Source organism: Halomonas nitroreducens (assembly GCF_003966155.1).
Taxonomy (GTDB): Bacteria; Pseudomonadota; Gammaproteobacteria; order Pseudomonadales; family Halomonadaceae; genus Halomonas; species Halomonas nitroreducens.
In genome coordinates this window covers 1-17,048 of the sequence record NZ_RXNS01000027.1, presented here as the reverse complement: position 1 = coordinate 17,048, position 17,048 = coordinate 1, and the positions used below count along the sequence as shown (strand labels likewise).

At 68.7% G+C, this 17,048-nt stretch carries 15 protein-coding genes and 2 pseudogenes; 3 read left to right on the top strand and 14 right to left on the bottom strand.

Annotation, left to right across the window (positions count from 1 at the left end; translation table 11 throughout):
• Positions 1 to 10: 10 nt before the first annotated feature.
• Positions 11 to 1,477 carry an apolipoprotein N-acyltransferase gene (lnt, locus tag EKG36_RS19475; RefSeq protein WP_126486942.1) on the top strand — a complete coding sequence of 489 codons (1,467 nt, stop codon included), beginning with the start codon at positions 11 to 13 and terminating at the stop codon, positions 1,475 to 1,477.
• A 169-nt stretch (positions 1,478 to 1,646) separates the two neighbouring features.
• On the opposite strand, the gene phaC is transcribed toward lnt, so the two are convergent.
• The 5 genes and pseudogenes from phaC to prmB form a co-directional block, all read right to left on the bottom strand.
• Positions 1,647 to 3,488, bottom strand: a complete 1,842-nt coding sequence (gene phaC, locus EKG36_RS19470; protein WP_126486941.1) for a class I poly(R)-hydroxyalkanoic acid synthase — start codon at positions 3,486 to 3,488, stop codon at positions 1,647 to 1,649.
• A gap of 222 nt (positions 3,489 to 3,710) precedes the next feature.
• Positions 3,711 to 4,118, bottom strand: a pseudogene (locus EKG36_RS19465) (phasin family protein); the annotation flags it as partial.
• A gap of 121 nt (positions 4,119 to 4,239) precedes the next feature.
• A complete protein-coding gene (locus tag EKG36_RS19460) occupies positions 4,240 to 4,620 on the bottom strand; it encodes a hypothetical protein (RefSeq protein WP_126486939.1) in 381 nt (126 codons plus the stop codon).
• 60 nt (positions 4,621 to 4,680) lie between these two features.
• Positions 4,681 to 5,766 carry a chorismate synthase gene (gene aroC, locus EKG36_RS19455; RefSeq protein ID WP_126486938.1) on the bottom strand — a complete coding sequence of 362 codons (1,086 nt, stop codon included), beginning with the start codon at positions 5,764 to 5,766 and terminating at the stop codon, positions 4,681 to 4,683.
• Between the two features lie 20 nt (positions 5,767 to 5,786).
• Positions 5,787 to 6,743 (bottom strand): 50S ribosomal protein L3 N(5)-glutamine methyltransferase, encoded by a 957-nt coding sequence (gene prmB / locus EKG36_RS19450; protein ID WP_246007575.1) that lies wholly within the window; start codon positions 6,741 to 6,743, stop codon positions 5,787 to 5,789.
• A gap of 124 nt (positions 6,744 to 6,867) precedes the next feature.
• Here prmB and EKG36_RS19445 point away from each other — a divergent pair, with 124 nt between their 5' ends.
• Complete coding sequence (locus tag EKG36_RS19445) at positions 6,868 to 7,443, top strand: Smr/MutS family protein (protein WP_126486936.1); 576 nt, start codon at positions 6,868 to 6,870, stop codon at positions 7,441 to 7,443.
• A 261-nt stretch (positions 7,444 to 7,704) separates the two neighbouring features.
• Here the strand turns inward: EKG36_RS19445 and EKG36_RS19440 are convergent.
• From EKG36_RS19440 to EKG36_RS19430, 3 genes and pseudogenes are all read right to left on the bottom strand, one after another.
• Positions 7,705 to 8,676, bottom strand: a pseudogene (locus EKG36_RS19440) (patatin-like phospholipase family protein); the annotation flags it as partial.
• A 13-nt stretch (positions 8,677 to 8,689) separates the two neighbouring features.
• Complete coding sequence (locus EKG36_RS19435; RefSeq protein WP_126486935.1) at positions 8,690 to 9,547, bottom strand: alpha/beta fold hydrolase; 858 nt, start codon at positions 9,545 to 9,547, stop codon at positions 8,690 to 8,692.
• Positions 9,544 to 10,356: an alpha/beta fold hydrolase gene (locus EKG36_RS19430; RefSeq protein WP_126486934.1), complete on the bottom strand. Its 813-nt coding sequence runs from the start codon at positions 10,354 to 10,356 to the stop codon at positions 9,544 to 9,546. The genes EKG36_RS19435 and EKG36_RS19430 overlap by 4 nt, the downstream gene beginning before the upstream one ends.
• A 219-nt stretch (positions 10,357 to 10,575) precedes the next feature.
• Between EKG36_RS19430 and EKG36_RS19425 the strand changes: the two genes are divergently transcribed.
• A complete protein-coding gene (locus tag EKG36_RS19425; RefSeq protein ID WP_126486933.1) occupies positions 10,576 to 11,526 on the top strand; it encodes an AEC family transporter in 951 nt (316 codons plus the stop codon).
• Here EKG36_RS19425 and EKG36_RS19420 read toward each other — a convergent pair.
• From EKG36_RS19420 to EKG36_RS19395, 6 genes are all read right to left on the bottom strand, one after another.
• Complete coding sequence (locus EKG36_RS19420) at positions 11,523 to 11,858, bottom strand: antibiotic biosynthesis monooxygenase family protein (RefSeq protein ID WP_126486932.1); 336 nt, start codon at positions 11,856 to 11,858, stop codon at positions 11,523 to 11,525. The genes EKG36_RS19425 and EKG36_RS19420 overlap by 4 nt on opposite strands.
• Positions 11,855 to 12,352: a phosphohistidine phosphatase SixA gene (gene sixA / locus EKG36_RS19415; protein WP_126486931.1), complete on the bottom strand. Its 498-nt coding sequence runs from the start codon at positions 12,350 to 12,352 to the stop codon at positions 11,855 to 11,857. Before sixA ends, EKG36_RS19420 begins: the two co-directional genes overlap by 4 nt.
• Positions 12,345 to 13,412, bottom strand: a complete 1,068-nt coding sequence (locus tag EKG36_RS19410) for an NAD(P)H-dependent glycerol-3-phosphate dehydrogenase (protein ID WP_126486930.1) — start codon at positions 13,410 to 13,412, stop codon at positions 12,345 to 12,347. The genes sixA and EKG36_RS19410 overlap by 8 nt, the downstream gene beginning before the upstream one ends.
• Before the next feature lie 106 nt (positions 13,413 to 13,518).
• The gene (locus tag EKG36_RS19405) at positions 13,519 to 14,961 is read right to left on the bottom strand and encodes an NAD(P)(+) transhydrogenase (Re/Si-specific) subunit beta (protein ID WP_126486929.1); all 1,443 of its coding nucleotides are present in this window, start codon (positions 14,959 to 14,961) and stop codon (positions 13,519 to 13,521) included.
• A 16-nt stretch (positions 14,962 to 14,977) separates the two neighbouring features.
• Positions 14,978 to 16,549 carry a Re/Si-specific NAD(P)(+) transhydrogenase subunit alpha gene (locus EKG36_RS19400; protein WP_126486928.1) on the bottom strand — a complete coding sequence of 524 codons (1,572 nt, stop codon included), beginning with the start codon at positions 16,547 to 16,549 and terminating at the stop codon, positions 14,978 to 14,980.
• Between the two features lie 260 nt (positions 16,550 to 16,809).
• The coding region (locus tag EKG36_RS19395; protein WP_126486927.1) for a putative sulfate exporter family transporter at positions 16,810 to 17,048 on the bottom strand (239 nt) is incomplete at its 5' end.

Sequence of the window (17,048 nt, the reverse complement as noted above, 5' to 3'; positions counted from 1 at the left end):
GGAAGGCCGCATGACGATTTCCCGCCCTCGCCGGGCCCTGGGCGCCCTGGCCGCCGTAGCGGCCGGCATCCTGACCACCCTGTCCGCCGCCCCCTTCCAGCTCTGGTGGCTGGCCCCCATCGCCGCCGGCCTGGTCTACGCGGGGCTGCCGTCCCTGACCGCCCGCCAGGCCGCCTGGCGGGGCTGGTGCTATGGACTGGGACTGTTCGGTTCGGGGGCTTCCTGGGTCTACGTGTCGATCCACGACTACGGCTACACCGGCGTACCGCTGGCCCTGGCCCTGACGACCCTGTTCGTGGCCGCCCTGGCGCTGTTCTTCGCCGTCACCCTGGGCCTCTACCGACGCCTCATTGGCCCGCGCCTGGCACCGCTGACCTTCGCCGGGGCCTGGGTGCTCGGCGAGGCCCTGCGTACCTGGCTGTTCACCGGCTTTCCCTGGCTGCTGCTGGGCAGCGGCCAGGTGGATGCCCCCCTGGCCCCCTGGGCGCCGGTCGGCGGCGTCCACCTGCTGTCGCTGATCGTCGCCCTCTCCGGCGCCCTGGGCGTGACCTTCCTGCAGCGCCGCTGGTGGGCGGCGCTGCCGTTGGCCGCCCTGTGGCTGCTGCCGCTGGCCCTGCCCGGCCAGTGGACGCGGCCCGCCGGCGAGCCCGTTCAGGTCGCCCTGCTGCAGGGCAACCTGCCCCAGCTGATCAAGTGGACTCCCGAGGGGCAACGCACTGCCATCGACACCTACCTGAGGATGACCGCCGCGCTGGAGGCAGACGTCGATGTGGTGATCTGGCCCGAGGCGGCTCTGCCGATGTTCGCGGACCAGGCCACGCCGGTGCTCGACCAGGCCCGCCGCCTGCTGCCGGCGGACAGTACCCTGGTCACCGGCATCCTGCAGCGCGATGACCAGGGTCACTACTACAACAGCGTGATCGAGGCGGCCGCATCGGGAGGCGAGTACCGCAAGCGCCACCTGGTGCCCTTCGGTGAGTACCTGCCTCTGGAGAGCCTGTTACGGGGCGCCATCGCCTTCTTCGACCTGCCGATGCCGGCCATGACGCCGGGCCCCGCCGACCAGGCGCCACTGCGTGTCGCCGGTACTCGTATCGGCAACGCCATCTGCTACGAGATCATCTACGCCGACCTGGTGGCCGAACAGGCCCGCCGCGCCGAGATGATCCTGACGGTCTCCAACGACACCTGGTTCGGGGCCTCCCTGGGTCCCCTGCAGCACCTGCAGATGGCCCGCCTGCGCGCCCTGGAAAATGGGCGCTACGTGGTGCGGGCCACCAGCAACGGGGTCACCGCGCTGATCGACCCCCGCGGCCGTCTACTGCAGCGGGCGCCCCAGTTCGAGGAGGCGACCCTGGTCGGCGAGGTGGTGCCCATGGATGGCCTCACCCCCTTCACGCGCACCGGCAGCTGGCCGGTGTGGCTGCTTGCCGTCCTGCTGGTACTGCCCGGCCTGCGGCTTCACCGCAAACCATAAGCTCGAAGCTCGAAGCTCGAAGCTCGAAGCTCGAAGCTCGAAGCTCGAAGCCAGATAGCCTCGCCTCCACCGACACAGAAAAACCCCCGCAGCCAGGCCACGGGGGTTCTCTTCCAGCTTCCAGCCGCGAAGCGGCGCTCTTCCAGTTCCCGGCTTCGCCGGGCGGGCTTCAAGCTCCCGACGAAGTCGGGCTTTCGTCGAGCACCTCGGGGATGGTCATGCGGACATAGCGGCCCGGGGCCGGTTCGAGGATGTCCAGCTCCCCGTCGCCCGGCTGGCGCGCCGGCACCATCTTCTCGGCGTCGGCATAGCCGTTGTCGGTCATCCAGGCCTGCCAGTGGGGCCACCAGGACCCTTCGTGGCCCTCGGCGCCTTCGAGCCATTGCTCCGGCGTCGCCGGCAGCTCGTCATTGGTCCAGAAGCCGTACTTGTTCTTGTGGGGGGGATTGACGATACCGGCGATATGGCCGGAGCCCCCCAGCACGAACTTGACCGGCCCCTTGGGCAGCAGCGCGCCGTAGTAGGTGCTGTTCCACTTGGCGATATGGTCCTCACGGGTGGAGATGAAGTAGCTGGGCGTCGAGATCTTGCGCAGGTCGATCTTCACGCCGTCCAGCTCGATGCCGCCGGGCTCGACCAGGCGATTCTCCAGGTACATGTGGCGCAGGTACCAGCCATGGGTCCCGGCCGGCAGGTTGGTGCCGTCGGTGTTCCAGTAGAGCAGGTCGAAAGGCGCCGGAAGCTCGCCCTTGAGATAGTTGTTGATGTAGAACGACCAGAAGAGGTCGTTCTCCCGCAGCAGGTTGAAGGAGTAGGCCATGACCCGCCCATCCAGGTAGCCGTCCTGCTCCAGCTTGGCCTCGATGCCCTTGAGCACCGGCTCGCTCAGGAAGACACCGAGTTCGCCGGGATCGCGGAAGTCCAGCAGGCTGGTCATGAAGGTCGCCGACTTGACCTTGCGGCCGCGGCGGGTGCTGGTGAGGTAGGCCAGCGTGGAGCCGGCCAGGGTGCCGCCGATGCAATAGCTCAGCAGGTTGACGGACTTCTCGCCGGTGGCCTGCTCGATGGCCTCCATGGCGGCGATGGGACCGAGCTGCATGTAGTCGGCCCAGGTCAGGTCGCGCTGCTCGGGCCCGGGGTTGCGCCAGGAGATGAGGAAGACGCTGTGCCCCTGGCCCACCAGCCACTTGATCAGGGAGTTGTCCTCGCGCAGGTCGAGGATGTAGTACTTGTTGATCCAGGGAGGAATGACCAGCAGCGGGGTCTTGTAGACCTGCTCGGTGCTGGGCGCATACTGGATCAGCTGCATCAGCTCGTTCTCGTAGACCACCGAGCCTGGCGTGATGGCGATGTTCTCACCGACCGCGAAGGCGCTGCGGTCGGTCATGGTGACATTGAGTCCCTCGGCGGAATTGGCCAGGTCGTGGCGCAGCCGGGCCAGCCCCTCCACCAGGTTCTCGCCCTTGGTCTCGATGGTGCGCCGCATGACTTCAGGATTGGTGGTCACGAAGTTGGTCGGCGACATGGCATTGACCAGCTGGCGGGCGTAGAAGGCCAGGTTGCGCTTCTGGTCGACGCTGAGGCCCTGCAAGCGGTCGATCAGCTCCTCGACCAGGCGCGAGAACAGCAGATACTGCTGCATGATCGCCAGGTAGTAGGGATCGTTCGTCCAGGCCTCGTCCCTGAAGCGACGATCCCCCTTCGCGGGCGTCACCAGGGGATCCACCGACTCGCCGGCCATGGCCTTGAGGCCGTTCTGCCACAGCTGGTACTGGTCCTCGAGCAGGCGGGCCTGGGTCTGCCACAGCAGGGACGGATCCTGCATCAGCGACTCGGCCCCGGCCCGGAAGGCCTCGCGCATGTCCGCATAGATGGTCTCCGCGGCATCATCCGGCACCATGCGGGGGAGCAAGTCCTCCATCAGGGCCTTGTACTCCTCGCCGATCGCCTTGAACTGCTCGTTCCAGACCTCTAGCTCGGCCTGAGACGGTGCTTGAAACCCTGGCTGCATTGCCCCCTCCTGTAACGCTGCCATCGACACGCGACCACCGCCGTCTCGCATGGCGAGACGGCGGTGGACAGATGAGAATCCGAGTGATCAGGAACGCTTGCGCGTCGCCTGGCTGGTACTGGTCGCCTTGGCCGTGCCCTGGGACTTGGCGGCGGCTTGCGCCTTGGGCTCCTGGGCCGCCCCGCTGGCACTCTCGGCGGCCTGCTTGGCCGCACCGGTGGCACTCTCGGCAGCCTGCTGGGCCGCACCGGTGGCACTCTCGGCAGCCTGCTGGGCCTGCTGGGCCTGCTCGGCGAGTTGCTGGCCGGACTCGGCGTAGAGCTTCTCCAGCTCGGTCTTGAACTGCAGGCTCATCTCGCCCAGCGCGCGGGCATCCTCCAGCATCTGCTTGGACAGCTCGTTCATCATCTCGGCCTGCCGGGTACCGAAGTCGCGCATGTCCTCGGCGTCCTTGACCTCGGTGGCATCGCGCATGCGCTCGGTGCCCATCTGGCTGTAGCGCTTCATGGACTCCATCTGGTACTGGGTCATGCGCTCCATGTTGTCCAGCATCAGCGAGTTGAGCTTGCGCATCGGCTCGAAGAACTGACGGGTCTGTTCGTTGAAGTTCTCGATCATCTTGTCTTGCATGGCCAATTCCTCCCGGAGGGAAAGGTGACGAAAGTCGTGCTGCGCTGCACAAATCGTAGTCTCGCACGACGCTTGTTGCAAGAAAGTGACGAGGGGCTACATCGAAGGTCGTATAGCGACCTCAGCCGTCTCCCTTACGGCGTGAGCGGGCACTCGCCGCGCCTGCCTTGGCGGCGTCCGCCTTGCCCTGGTGGCCCTCCTCGGCCGACGCCCCGGCGTCACCCGACTTGGCGCCGGCGGAGGAGGCGGCACGGGTCAGCATGTCCAGCATCATCTGCTGGTAGTTGCCGAAACTGGACATGCCCTGAGACAGGCCCTGCTGCAGCATGGGCTGCTGCAGGAAGGGCTGCATCAGACTCATGGGGTCATAGCCTTCGACGCCGGACTCCATCTGCTTCTGGATCCGCCCCAGCAGGTCCTGCTGGAAGGCCTCCACATTCGGCAGGCCCAGCGCCTGGCGAAACTCGTCGGGGGTCAGGTCGAATTCGACGTTGATCTTCATGAGCGGGCCGCCTTGTCGAAGAGAAATGAGATGATGCGGTCAGTGTAGCAGCCATGAGGCTCAGGGCAGCCGCGGGGTCGTCACGCTGACGTCCTGGTTCTGGCCACGGTGGCGCAGCAGGTGATCCATCAGGGTCAGTGCCATCATCGCCTCGGCGATGGGCGTGGCGCGAATGCCCACGCAGGGATCGTGGCGCCCCTTGGTGACGACCTCCACCGGCTGGCCCTCGACGTCGATGGAGCGCCCCGGGGTGGTGATGCTGGACGTCGGCTTGAGCGCCAGATGGGCGATGATCGCCTGGCCGCTGGAGATACCGCCCAGCACCCCGCCGGCGTGATTGGACAGGAAGCCCTCGGGGGTCATCTCGTCGCGGTGCTCGCTGCCGCGCTGGGCCACCGAGGCGAAGCCGTCGCCGATCTCCACGCCCTTGACCGCATTGATGCTCATCAGGCCGTGGGCCAGCTCGGCATCCAGGCGATCGAACACCGGCTCGCCCAGCCCCGGCGGCACGCCCTCGGCCACCACCGAGATCCGCGCCCCCACGGAGTCCTGGTCGCGACGCAGCTGGTCCATGTAGGCCTCGAGTTCCGGCACCCTGTCGGGGTCGGGGCAGAAGAAGGGATTGGCCTCCACGGCGTCCCAGTCACGGAACTCGATGGCGATGGGCCCGAGCTGGCTCATGTAGCCGCGAACCCGGATGCCGCAGGTGGCCAGATACCTCTTGGCGATGGCCCCGGCAGCCACGCGCATGGCGGTCTCCCGGGCGCTGGAGCGCCCCCCGCCACGGTAGTCGCGGATACCGTACTTGTGATGATAGGTGTAGTCGGCATGGGCCGGCCGGAAGCGGTCCTTGATCTTCGAGTAGTCCTTGGAGCGCTGGTCGGTGTTCTCGATCACAAGGCCGATGGCGGTGCCGGTCGTCACGCCCTCGAAGACGCCGGAGAGGATGCGCACCCGGTCCGCTTCCTGGCGCTGGGTGGTATGGCGGGACGATCCCGGGCGGCGGCGATCCAGGTCGTGCTGCAGGTCCTCCTCGCAGAGCGGCAGCCCCGGCGGGCAGCCGTCGACGATGGCGCCGAGCGCAGGGCCATGGCTCTCGCCGAAGGTGGTGACGGTGAACAACTTGCCGAAGGTGTTGCCGGACATGGGCGTTCCTCTATGACTGCTCAGCTGAAGGACGCCGCATGGGCGTCGAGTTCCGCGGCGGTGAGAGCGAACACGCCCTGGCCGCCACGCTCGAATTCCAGCCACAGGAAGGGTACCTCGGGAAAGGCGGCCTCCAGGTGGTGGTCGGAGTTGCCCACCTCGACGATCAGCACGCCGTCGTCGCTGAGATGCGCCCGGGCCTCGCGCAGGATGCGCCGCACGATATCCAGGCCGTCACGGCCGGCGCCCAGGGCCAGGCCCGGCTCATGGCGGAACTCGGCCGGCATGGTGGTCAGGTCCCGGGCGTCCACGTAGGGCGGGTTGGAGACGATCAGGTCGTAGCGCCGGCCGGCCAGGCCATCGAAGACATCCGACTCGACGGCGCGGACCCGGTCGCCGACGTCGTGGCGGGTGATGTTGATGCGCGCCACCTCCAGTGCCTCGGCACTGACATCGGCCAGGTCGACCTCGCAGGTAGGCAGGTGCAAGGCCGTGGCGATGCCGATACAGCCCGACCCGGTGCACAGGTCGAGGACTCGCGCCGGCGGCTCGAACGGAAACCAGGCGCCGAAGCCATGCTCGATGAGCTCGGCGATCGGCGAGCGCGGAATCAGCACTCGCTCGTCGACGCTGAAGGGAACGCCGGCAAAGAAGGCCTCGCCGAGCAGGTAGGGCAGCGGTCGCCGCGTGGTGATGCGCTCGCGCACCAGGCCGACGATCCGCGCGCGCTCCAGGGGCAACAGCCGCGCATCCTGCACTCCCGGGTCGACATCCCAGGGCAGGTGGAGGGCGCCGAGGGTCAGCGCCACGGCCTCGTCCCAGGCAGAAGCGGTGCCGTGACCGTAGTGCAGGCCGGCCAGGTGGAACTCGCTGGCGGTCCAGCGCAGGCAATCCCTCAGGGTGACCAGGCCCTCGACGAGAGCGTCATCGGCAAGCGCCAGGGTGGAGGAAGACGAAGAAGCGGGAGATTCGGCCACGGGACATCCTGTGGTTGACGGTTGCGAGGAGCGACGTGAAGCCACCGATTGTACCCTCGGCGGCGGTTCACAGCCACGCCAGGGTCGGTATACTGGCCCCTCCCCGCCAACCCACGAGGGAGCCATGAGCCGACGCCGCCAACGCCCGGACGCCGAAGAGATCAGTGCCTTTCGGCAGGCCCTGAGCGAGGCCGGCGTGCGCCCGCTCCACAGCAACCGGGCCGATCCGGGGCGCCCCAGGCGAACGGACGAGGCGACCCGAGCGCGTCGCGCGGCGGCCACCGCCGCCAGCGAGGGCATCGCCGGCGGCCGCACCTCCGATGGCCGCGTCGAGGCGGTGCGGCCGTCCGAGTATCTCGACTTCGCCCTGCCCGACCTGCCCTACCGCACCCGCAGCCAGCTCAAGCGCGGCCAGATTCCCTGGGCGGCCGGCCTCGACCTGCATGGCCACACCCTGGAGGAGGCGCGCAGCGAACTCGAGGCTTTCCTGGCCGACGCCATGGCGGCCCAGGCGCGCTGCGTGCTGGTGGTCCACGGCAAGGCCTGGGGCACCACGGCCGACTACCCGGTGATCAAGAGCCACGTGAACGCCTGGCTGCGCGAGTGGCCCAGCGTGCTGGCCTTCTGCTCGGCCAGCGAGGTCGACGGCGGTACCGGGGCCGTCTATGTGCTGCTGCGCCGGCGACGCGGCGAGGGCTGAGCCCTAGGCCTGGTCATCCGGGGCCACCGACGCGCTGCTCGGCTCCTCGCTCCGCGGTGTCTCGTTGCCCGATGTCCCGGCGCTCGGCTGCTTGATCCGTGACGTCTCGTCGCCCGGTGCCCCAGCGCTCGGCTGCTCGTTCCGCGACGTCTCGTCGCCCGGTGCCCCAGCGCTCGGCTGCTCGTTCCGCGACGTCTCGTCGCCTGGCGCCACGCTGCCCGGTTCCACCACCGGGATGCTGTCGGCGAGCGCCGCGCCCTCCTCGCGTCGATCCAGCGCCTCCTTGGCCAGGTGGCGTCCCAGCAGGATCAGGGCCTCGGCACGATGGAACTCGTAGGCACCGCAGACCGTCTTGGGCACCTCGACCAGCACGTCCGGGGGATACCCCGCCAGCTTGTACTTGGCCAGCGCCGCCTGGGTGATGTCGAAGGAGGCCAGGATCATGTCCAGCCGTCCCCAGGCCCGCCGCCCCCGGGCCAGGCTGTCGTCCTCGTCGCCATCGGCGCCGCCGCCGAGACCGTCGAAGAGCCGCCGGGTGGCGCCCCGCACCCCTTCCATCCAGCCACCGAAATCGACCGCGCCGCCCCTGTCGCGCGCCGCCTCCCGGGCCTGCTCCTGGGCAGCCTCGTCCGGGGACAGCAGCGACTCCAGGGTCACCGGCGCGGGGCTGTGGGCGGTCACGTTGACTGCCATGACGAAGTCCGCCCGGGTCGCCACCGTCGGGGTGATCGGCAGCGGGTTGAGCAGCCCGCCGTCCACCAGCACCTGCTCGCCATGGTGGACCGGCGTGATCACGCCCGGCACGGCGATGGAGGCGCGGATCGCCTCGAGCAGCGGCCCGGTCTGGAACCAGACCTCGCGCTGCCGCACCAGGTCGGTGGCCACGGTGGTGACCGGGATCGGCAGGTCCTCGATGCGGATATCCCCGACCAGTTCGTCGAGCTTGTTCATCACCTTGCTGGCCTTCATGGCCCCCATGGGACTCCAGGTCACATCCACCAGGCGCAGGACGTCGAAGTAGTCCAGCTGGCACACCCAGTCGCGATAGCGGTCGAGCTGTCCCGCCGCATGCACGCCGGCGACCAGGGCGCCCATCGAGCAGCCGGACATGGCCACGATCTCGTAGCCCCGGGCCTCCAGCTCCTCGATAACGCCGATATGGGCATACCCTCGGGCACCGCCACTGCCGAGCACCAGCGAGACCCGCTTGCCCTTGCGGTTCGAGTTGCGCATGTCGCCTCCTCTGTCAGTCGAGGTGTCCGGCCACGATCGCCTCAGCCACCGCCCCCACCGCGGCAGGCTCCAGGTGCAGGTGGTGCCCGCCCGCCAAGACCCGGCGCTGCAGCCCGGCGATGGCCCGCCGGGCGGACGCGGCACCGGGGCGACCGGCGAGGATGCCGCTCTCGGCCTCCAACAGCAGCACCGGACAGCGAATCGCCTCCAGCATCGCCCTCACCTGGTCCGGCGTGAAGCGCACCGGCGAGGGCCTCAGCAACCGCGGGTCCGATCTCAAGCGGAGGTGGCCATCCGGTTCCACGACGAGATTGCGCCGCACCAGCGGCCGCGCCGTCTCGCCATCGATGGGCGTGGCCCCTCCGGCCACCCGGGATGCCACGGCGCTCTTCTCATCAGGATAGCGCGGCGCCGTCGAGGGTGAGCGGCGATGCGCACGCAGTCCCTTGCGCAGCTGTCCGGGGGCGGCGGCGGCCTCGGTGGTCAGCGCTCCCATGCCATCGATCAGCGTCAGTGAGACGATCCGCTCAGGCAGCGCGGCGGCGAGCAGGCAGGCCACCCCGGCGCCCATCGAGTGGGCGAGCAGCGGCGCTCGCTCAAGGCCCAGGTCGTCCAGGGCATCGAGGACATCGTGGCAATAGTCCCAGAGGGCATAGTCGCCGGCGCGATGCCGGGACTGGCCGTGGCCGGCGAAGTCCAGCGCCACGACCCGGATGCCCAGCGCCTCGACCAGCCGGGGCGCCAGCCGCGAGAAGCTGGCGGCATTGTCGAGCCAGCCATGCAACGCCAGCCAGGTGGGACCTCCCGCCTCGCCCCAGGCCAGGCCGGCCAGGCGCCCCGCGGCGAGGCACAGCGGGCGGGGGACGGTCATGGCGCCCCCAGCAGGGTGTCGAGCATCGCCAGCAGCGTCTGGCGAGTCGCCTCGGGTTGCTCCATGGGGAACATGTGCCCGCCGGGGACCTTGGCCACGCGCACCCCACGCCGGCGAAGCCGACGCCGGCGCCGCGGGGTGAGCAGGTCGGATTCGGTCCCGGCAAGCACCCCGAGCGGGACCTGGACCCGCTCGGGCAGGTCGTCGAGATGGTCGGGCAGGTGACGGAAGACCGCCACCTCGATGTCGGGGTCGTAGAGCAGCACCACCCGGCCATCGTCGAGCTCGCGGGTGCCGCCGTCCACGTAGTCGTCGAGGGCCTGGTCGGTGAAGCGCCGGAACAGCCCGCGGCGTCGCAGGTAGTTGCGCATGGCCCGGCGGTCCGGCCAGCTGTCACGGCGCCCCAGGGTGCGTCCCGCCGGGGTGAGCTGGTCGACGAAACCGAGCCGCTTGGCCGCCTTCATCGCCAGGGCGTCGAACCCCAGCATCAGCGGCGGGTCGAGCATCACCACGCAGCGGAAACGCTCCGGGGCGCGCTCGGCGGCCATGGCCATGAGCACCCCGCCCATGGAATGCCCCACACCGATCACCGGCGTCGTGAAGCGGCCCAGGTGTTCGAGCAGCTCGTCGCGCAGCGCCAGCCAGTTATGGCCCACCGGGAAGTCGGGGTGGTGGCCGAGGCGGTCCAGTGGCTGGACGTCGAAGCGCTCGGCCAGCGGCGACAGGAAGCTGCGGTAGCTCTGGCCCGGGAAGCCATTGGCATGGGCAAAGACCAGCGGCACGGGGGCGGGGGTATCGGTTCGGCGCATGACATCTTCCTGTTGAGCGGGGGCCGTGGTTCCAAGTGGCGATAGCAGGCTAACGGGAATACCATGGGGCGCCAAGTCACCCTTTGGCCACCTTGACCTCGCGGAGCCCCACGTGAACCCAGACAAGCCCAAGCCCCAGCGCGATACCCGCACCCGCAATCGGGTCTTTTTCGTGACCGTGATTGCCGCCATCACCGTAGGACTCTGGCTGGCACGCTGATGGGCCTGTCTGGCATCTTCCTCGAGACCCTGAACGTGACCCTACCGGTCTTCGCCATGGTCTTTCTGGGACTGATTCTGAAACGCCTGCGCTGGATCGACCAGGCCTTCGTGTCGACGGCCTCGCTGCTGGTGTTCAGGGGGACGATGCCGACGCTGATCTTCCTCAGCATCATCCGAGCCGACCTGGAGGCCACCCTGGATCCCTGGCTGCTGGGTTTCTTCGCCCTGGCGACCCTGGGCAGCTTCCTGTTCAGCTGGGGCTGGTCCCGGCTGCGTGTCCCCCTCGCCGAGCGCGGTGTCTACATCCAGGGCGCCTTTCGCGGCAACTGCGGCATCGTCGGCCTGGCGCTGGCCGCTGGCCTCTACGGGGAAGCCGGCCTATCCGTCGGCGGCCTGCTGCTGGGGGTGGTGATCCTGACCTACAATGCCCTGTCGGTGATCGCCCTGGCCCACCACCAGCCGGAAGCGGCCACCGACTGGCGCAGCCTGACCGGCCAGGTCGTGCGCAACCCGCTGATCCTGGCGGTGGTGGCCGCGGTACCGGTTGCGGCACTGGACATCGAGCTGCCCGCCTGGCTGGCGACCTCGGGTGATTATTTCGCGTCCCTGACGCTGCCGCTGGCCCTGCTTTGTGTCGGAGCAACCCTGTCGCTGTCTGCAGCCGCGGGCCCTCAGGGCCGCCTGGCGCTGGACGCCAGCCTGGTCAAGATGGTCGTCCTGCCGGGACTTTGCACCGGCGCGGCCTGGATGGCCGGCTTCGAGGGCCGCGAGCTGGGGGTGCTGTTCGTGTTCTTCGCCAGCCCCACCGCCGCAGCCAGCTTCGTGATGGTCAAGGCCTTGGGCGGCAACGCCACCCTGGCCGCCAACATCATCGCCCTGAGCACCCTGCTGGCCAGTGTTACCGTGACACTGGGGGTGTTCGGGCTGCGGGCCGGCGGGCTGATCTAGGATCCCTGCGAGCCCGCCCTACCCCAGGCCACGGTGCCCTCGACCACCTCGAACTGCTCGATACCGCCGCCCTCCGCCGTTGCCTCGGCCGGCAACGGATTGGCGTGGGCGCGCTTGAAGTCGTCACTGCCCACCCAGGCACGGAAGGCCGCCTGGCTCTCCCATTCCGTCTCCACCACGTAGGGGGCCTGGTTGCCCTGGGGACGCAGCACGCGCATGGCGACAAAGCCCGGCTGCTTGTCGATCTCCCCGGCCCGGGCGCGGAAGCGGGCCTCGAACGTGTCCTCGAAGCCCGGGTTCACATGGATGCGGTTGTTGACGATATAGCTCACATTCCCTCCTGGTCGGAAACATCCGCAGGCGCGGTGACGCGGGTCAGCCGGGCGCAGCCGGCGGCCCGGACATCGGCATGCAGTTCGGCGATGGCGCCGGTGGCGAAGCCCAGGCCGCGGTCGGCGCGGCCGTCCACCAGCAGCCCGGTGAGCGCCCCCACCAGGGGCATATGGCTGACCAGCATCAAGGGCCGGTCGTCCGCCTGGTCGAGCAGCCAGTCGACCACCGCATCGGGCGGGTCGTCCGGGGTGATCAGCGCCAGCGTCTCCACCCCGAGCCCCAGCGCCTCGGCCACCCGATCGGCGGTCTGGCGAGCCCGCCGGTAGGGGCTCGACAGCAGGCGCAGCCGGGTGAGGTCCAGGTCGCCACGGGTCGCCAGCCAGGCGCCCATGCGGGCCACCTCGCGCTGGCCCTGCTCGCTGAGCCGGCGGTCCGGGTCGGGGCTGCCAGCCGCGGCCTGCCCGTGGCGCATGATCAGCAGTGGCTCAGCCATGGGGATCTCCCGTTTCGCGGTGGTCCTGCTGCACGTCTTCCCGGGGCAGCACGAACTCCACGTCGCTGCTCTGTTCGCCCTGCATCAGCAGGCTCGCCATCTGCCGCGCCGGCACGCCCGCGAAGAGCACCTGGTAGAGGCCCTCGGCGATGGGCATGTAGACACCCTCCTGGCGCGCCTTGTCGCGCACCAGGCGCACGGTATTGACCCCCTCGGCCACCTGCCCCAGCGCCTCGACGGCCTCGTCCAGGGTACGCCCCTGGCCCAGGGCGAAACCGACCCGGTAGTTGCGTGACAGCTGCGAGGAACAGGTGACGATCAGGTCCCCCACCCCGGCCAGGCCGAGGAAGGTCATGGGGTTGGCCCCCTGGGAGACGGCGAAGCGGCTCATCTCGGCGAGGGCCCGGGTCATCAGCATGCTGCGGGTGTTCTCCCCCATGCCCAGCGCCGCCGCCATGCCGGCGGCGATGGCGTAGATGTTCTTCAACGCACCGCCCAGCTCGACGCCATAGCGGTCGTTGCTGGCATAGACCCGGAAGTAGTCGCAGCCCAGCGCGGTCTGCACCCGGGTACGGGTCAACGGATCATGGCTGGCGATCACCGTGGCGGTGAGCTGACGCTCGGCGACCTCGGAGGCCAGGTTGGGCCCGGACAGCACGCCGATGTGGGTAAAGCCGGTCTCCTCCTCGAGGATCTGGCTCATCAGCTTGAAGCCCTCTTCCTGGATGCCCTTGGTGGTGCTGACCAGGATCTGCTCGGCGTCGAGCCAGGGTCGCGCCTGGCGCACCACCTCGCGGAAGGCCGCGGAGGGAATCGCCACCAGCACCAGGCCGGCCCCCGGGATCACCTCGCCGAGGTCGGTGGAGGCCTCGACGGCGGGATTGATGGCGTAGTTCGGCAGGTAGCGGCCGTTACGGTGCTCGCGGTTGATCTGTGCCGCCAGCGCGGGGTCGCGCAGCCATTGGCGCACCGCGAAGCCGTTGTCGGCGGCGATGCTGGCCAGGGCGGTGCCGAAGCTGCCGCCGCCGAGCACCGCCACCCTGTTGCGATCATCGGACATGGTCGCCCCGGAAAGTGGAATGGTCCGTGGAGTGTAACGAAAAACGCCCCGATTCGGGGCGTTGGGTGTGGCGGGGGCCGGGCCGGCGGGGCCGGCCCGGTCGCGCTCAGTCGATCATCGGTACCAGGGTGTCGATGCTCGAGCGGGCGTCGCCGTAGAGCATCCGGGTGTTCTCCTTGAAGAACAGCGGGTTCTCGATGCCCGAGTAGCCGGTACCCTGGCCACGCTTGCAGACGAACACCTGCTTGGCCTCCCAGACCTTGAGCACCGGCATGCCGGCGATCGGGCTGTTGGGATCCTCCTGGGCGGCCGGGTTGACGATGTCGTTGGAGCCGATGACGATCACCACGTCGGTCTCGGCGAAGTCGTCGTTGATCTCATCCATCTCCAGGACGATGTCATAGGGCACCCTGGCCTCGGCCAGCAGCACGTTCATGTGGCCCGGCAGGCGGCCGGCCACCGGGTGAATGCCGAAGCGCACGTTCTTGCCGGCGCTGCGCAGCTTGCGGGTCAGCTCGCTGACCGCGTTCTGGGCCTGAGCCACCGCCATGCCGTAGCCCGGCACGATGATCACGCTGTCGGCGTCGTTCAGCGCGCTGGCCACGCCGGCGGTGTCGATGGCCACCTGCTCGCCCTCGATCTCCGCGGCCGGCCCCTGGCTGCCACCGAAGCCCCCCAGGATCACGTTGACGAAGTTGCGGTTCATCGCCTTGCACATGATGTAGGAGAGGATGGCACCGGAGGAGCCCACCAGGGCGCCGGTGACGATCAGCAGATCATTGGACAGGGTGAAGCCGATGGCCGCCGCCGCCCAGCCGGAGTAGCTGTTGAGCATCGACACCACCACCGGCATGTCGGCACCGCCGATGCCCATGATCAGGTGATAGCCGATGAAGAATGCCAGGGCCGCCAGCAGCAGCAGGGTCCAGAAGCCGGCGCCGTTGAGGTAGAGCATCGCCAGCACCACGGACAGGCCCGCGGCGGCGGCATTCAGCAGGTGCCCGCCCGGCAGCTGGCGGGGCTTGCCGTCGACCTTGCCGGCCAGCTTGCCGAAGGCGATCACCGAGCCGGTGAAGGTCACCGCGCCGATGAACACGCCCAGCACCACCTCGATCTGCAGGAAGGTGAGCTCGGCCGGGGTCTTGTGCGCCACCAGGGCGGCGAAGGCGGAGAAGCCCTCGGTGCCCTGCTCGGCGAGCTGGCTGGCCAGCACCCGGCGCCGCTCGAGATCGGCATTGAAGCCGACGAACACCGCCGCCAGACCGACGAAGCTGTGCAGCGCCGCCACCAGCTGCGGCATCTCGGTCATCTCGACCTTCTTCGCCACAAAGGCGCCGATGATCGCGCCGATGACCATCATCGGCAGCATCCACCAGTAGCCGCCGATGCCCGGTCCGAGGGCGGTGAAGAAGACGGCCACGGCCATGCCGATGATGCCGTACCACACGGCCCGCTTGGCCTTCTCCTGGTTGCTCAAGCCCCCCAGAGAGAGGATGAAGAGTACACTCGCCGCGATCGAGGCGGCAGATACGAATCCTTGTCCCAACATGTAGTATCTCCGCCGCTCAGGATTTCTGGAACATGGCGAGCATCCGGCGCGTAACCTGGAAGCCCCCCACGATGTTGATGGTGGCGATCAGCACCGAGATCGCCGCCAGCAGCCCCACCAGGGCGCTGCCGGAGCCGATCTGCAGTACCGCCCCGAGCACGATGATCCCCGAGATGGCGTTGGTCACCGCCATCAGCGGGGTATGCAAGGAGTGGCTCACGCCCCAGATCACCTGGAAGCCCACGAAGCAGGCCAGGGCGAAGACGATGAAGTGCTGCATGAAGGACGCCGGGGCCACCTGGCCGAGCAGCAGCATCAGCGCACCGCCCACGCCGAGCAGGGTCGCCTGTCGCTTGGTCTGGGCGACGAAGGCGGTATGCTCGGCGGCCTTCTTCTCCTCGGGCGTGGGCTCCTTCTCCTTGGGCTTGGGCTTGGCCGCAGCGATGGCCTGGACCTTGGGCGGCGGCGGCGGGAAGGTGATTTCGCCCTCGTGGGCCACCGTGGCACCGCGGATGACGTCGTCATCCATGTTGTGGTCGAGGGTGCCGTCCTTCTCCGGCGTCAGGTCGGTCAGCATGTGGCGGATGTTGGTGGCGTACAGCAGCGAGGCCTGGGTGGCCATGCGCGACGGGAAGTCGGTGTAGCCGACCACGACCACGCCGTTGTCGGTGACGATGCGCTGGTCGGGCACCGTCAGGTCGCAGTTGCCGCCCTTCTCGGCCGCCAGGTCGACGATCACCGAGCCGGGCTTCATGGCCTTGACCATGTCCTCGAGCCACAGCTTGGGTGCCGGCCGACCGGGGATCAGCGCCGTGGTGATGACGATGTCGACGTCCGGGGCCTGCTCGCGGAACAGCGCCAGCTGCTTCTCGCGGAACTCGGGGCTCGACGGCGCCGCATAGCCGCCGCTCTCGGAGCCGTCCTGGCTATCCTCGAAGTCGAGGAACAGGAACTCGGCGCCCATGGACTCGATCTGCTCGGCCACCTCGGGGCGCACGTCGAAGGCCCGCACCACCGCGCCGAGGCTGGTGGCAGTACCGATGGCGGCGAGCCCCGCCACCCCGGCGCCGACGATCAGCACCTTGGCCGGTGGCACCTTGCCCGCGGCGGTCACCTGTCCGGTGAAGAAGCGCCCGAACTGGTTGCCGGCCTCGATGACCGCCCGGTAGCCGGCGATGTTGGCCGTGGAGGACAGGGCATCCATCTTCTGGGCCCGCGAGATCCGCGGCACCATGTCCATGGCGATGACGCTGGCGCCCTTGTCGCGGCACTGCTCCAGCAGCGTCTCGTTCTGGGCCGGCCAGAAGAAGGAAATCAGGGTCTGACCCTTGCGCAGGTAGCCGGTCTCCTCCTCGGAGGGCTCGCGTACCTTGATGACAACATCGGCCGCCTGCCACAGCGCCTCGGCACCGTCGATGACGGTGACGCCGGCATCCCGGTAGGCGGCGTCGTCGAAGCCCGCGGCCTTGCCGGCACCGGCTTCGACCAGGCATTCGTGTCCCAGCTTCTGGATCTGCTGCGCGCTCTCCGGGGTCAGCGCGACACGCGCCTCCCCGGATGCACGCTCCTTGGGTGCACCAATCTTCACGATGGATCTCCCGCTTTAGTATTTAGATTTTGCATAAACCAGGCCGGACAGTGATACCTGAGACGCTAGGGATTCTCAAGCCGTATGACGGTGGCGGTTGTGTCCGGGACGGCGTGGTTACCGTCTCGACAACCGACGCACTGGTTGACGTGAACGTCAAGGGTGATTGCCGAACGATCCCTGGGTCATCCCTGACAGGCGTCCGAGGAACCGGCAGACTCATGGCGGGCACGCCGGGCCCGATCCCTGGTCTTCCTGGATCATGCCCCCAGGCCGCCGACTATCACCACGCCGAGCACCACGGCCAGCAGCAGCAGCGTCTCGAGGGCCATCAGGATCACCGGTTTCCAGCCCACCACCGCGAGCTTCTGGAACGACGTCTTGATGCCGAGCGCGGCGATCGCGGTCACCAGACACCAGCGAGACAGGGTCGACATCCCCTCGTTCACCGCCTCGGGAATGAGCCCCAGGCTGTTGACCACGACCAGCAACACGAAGC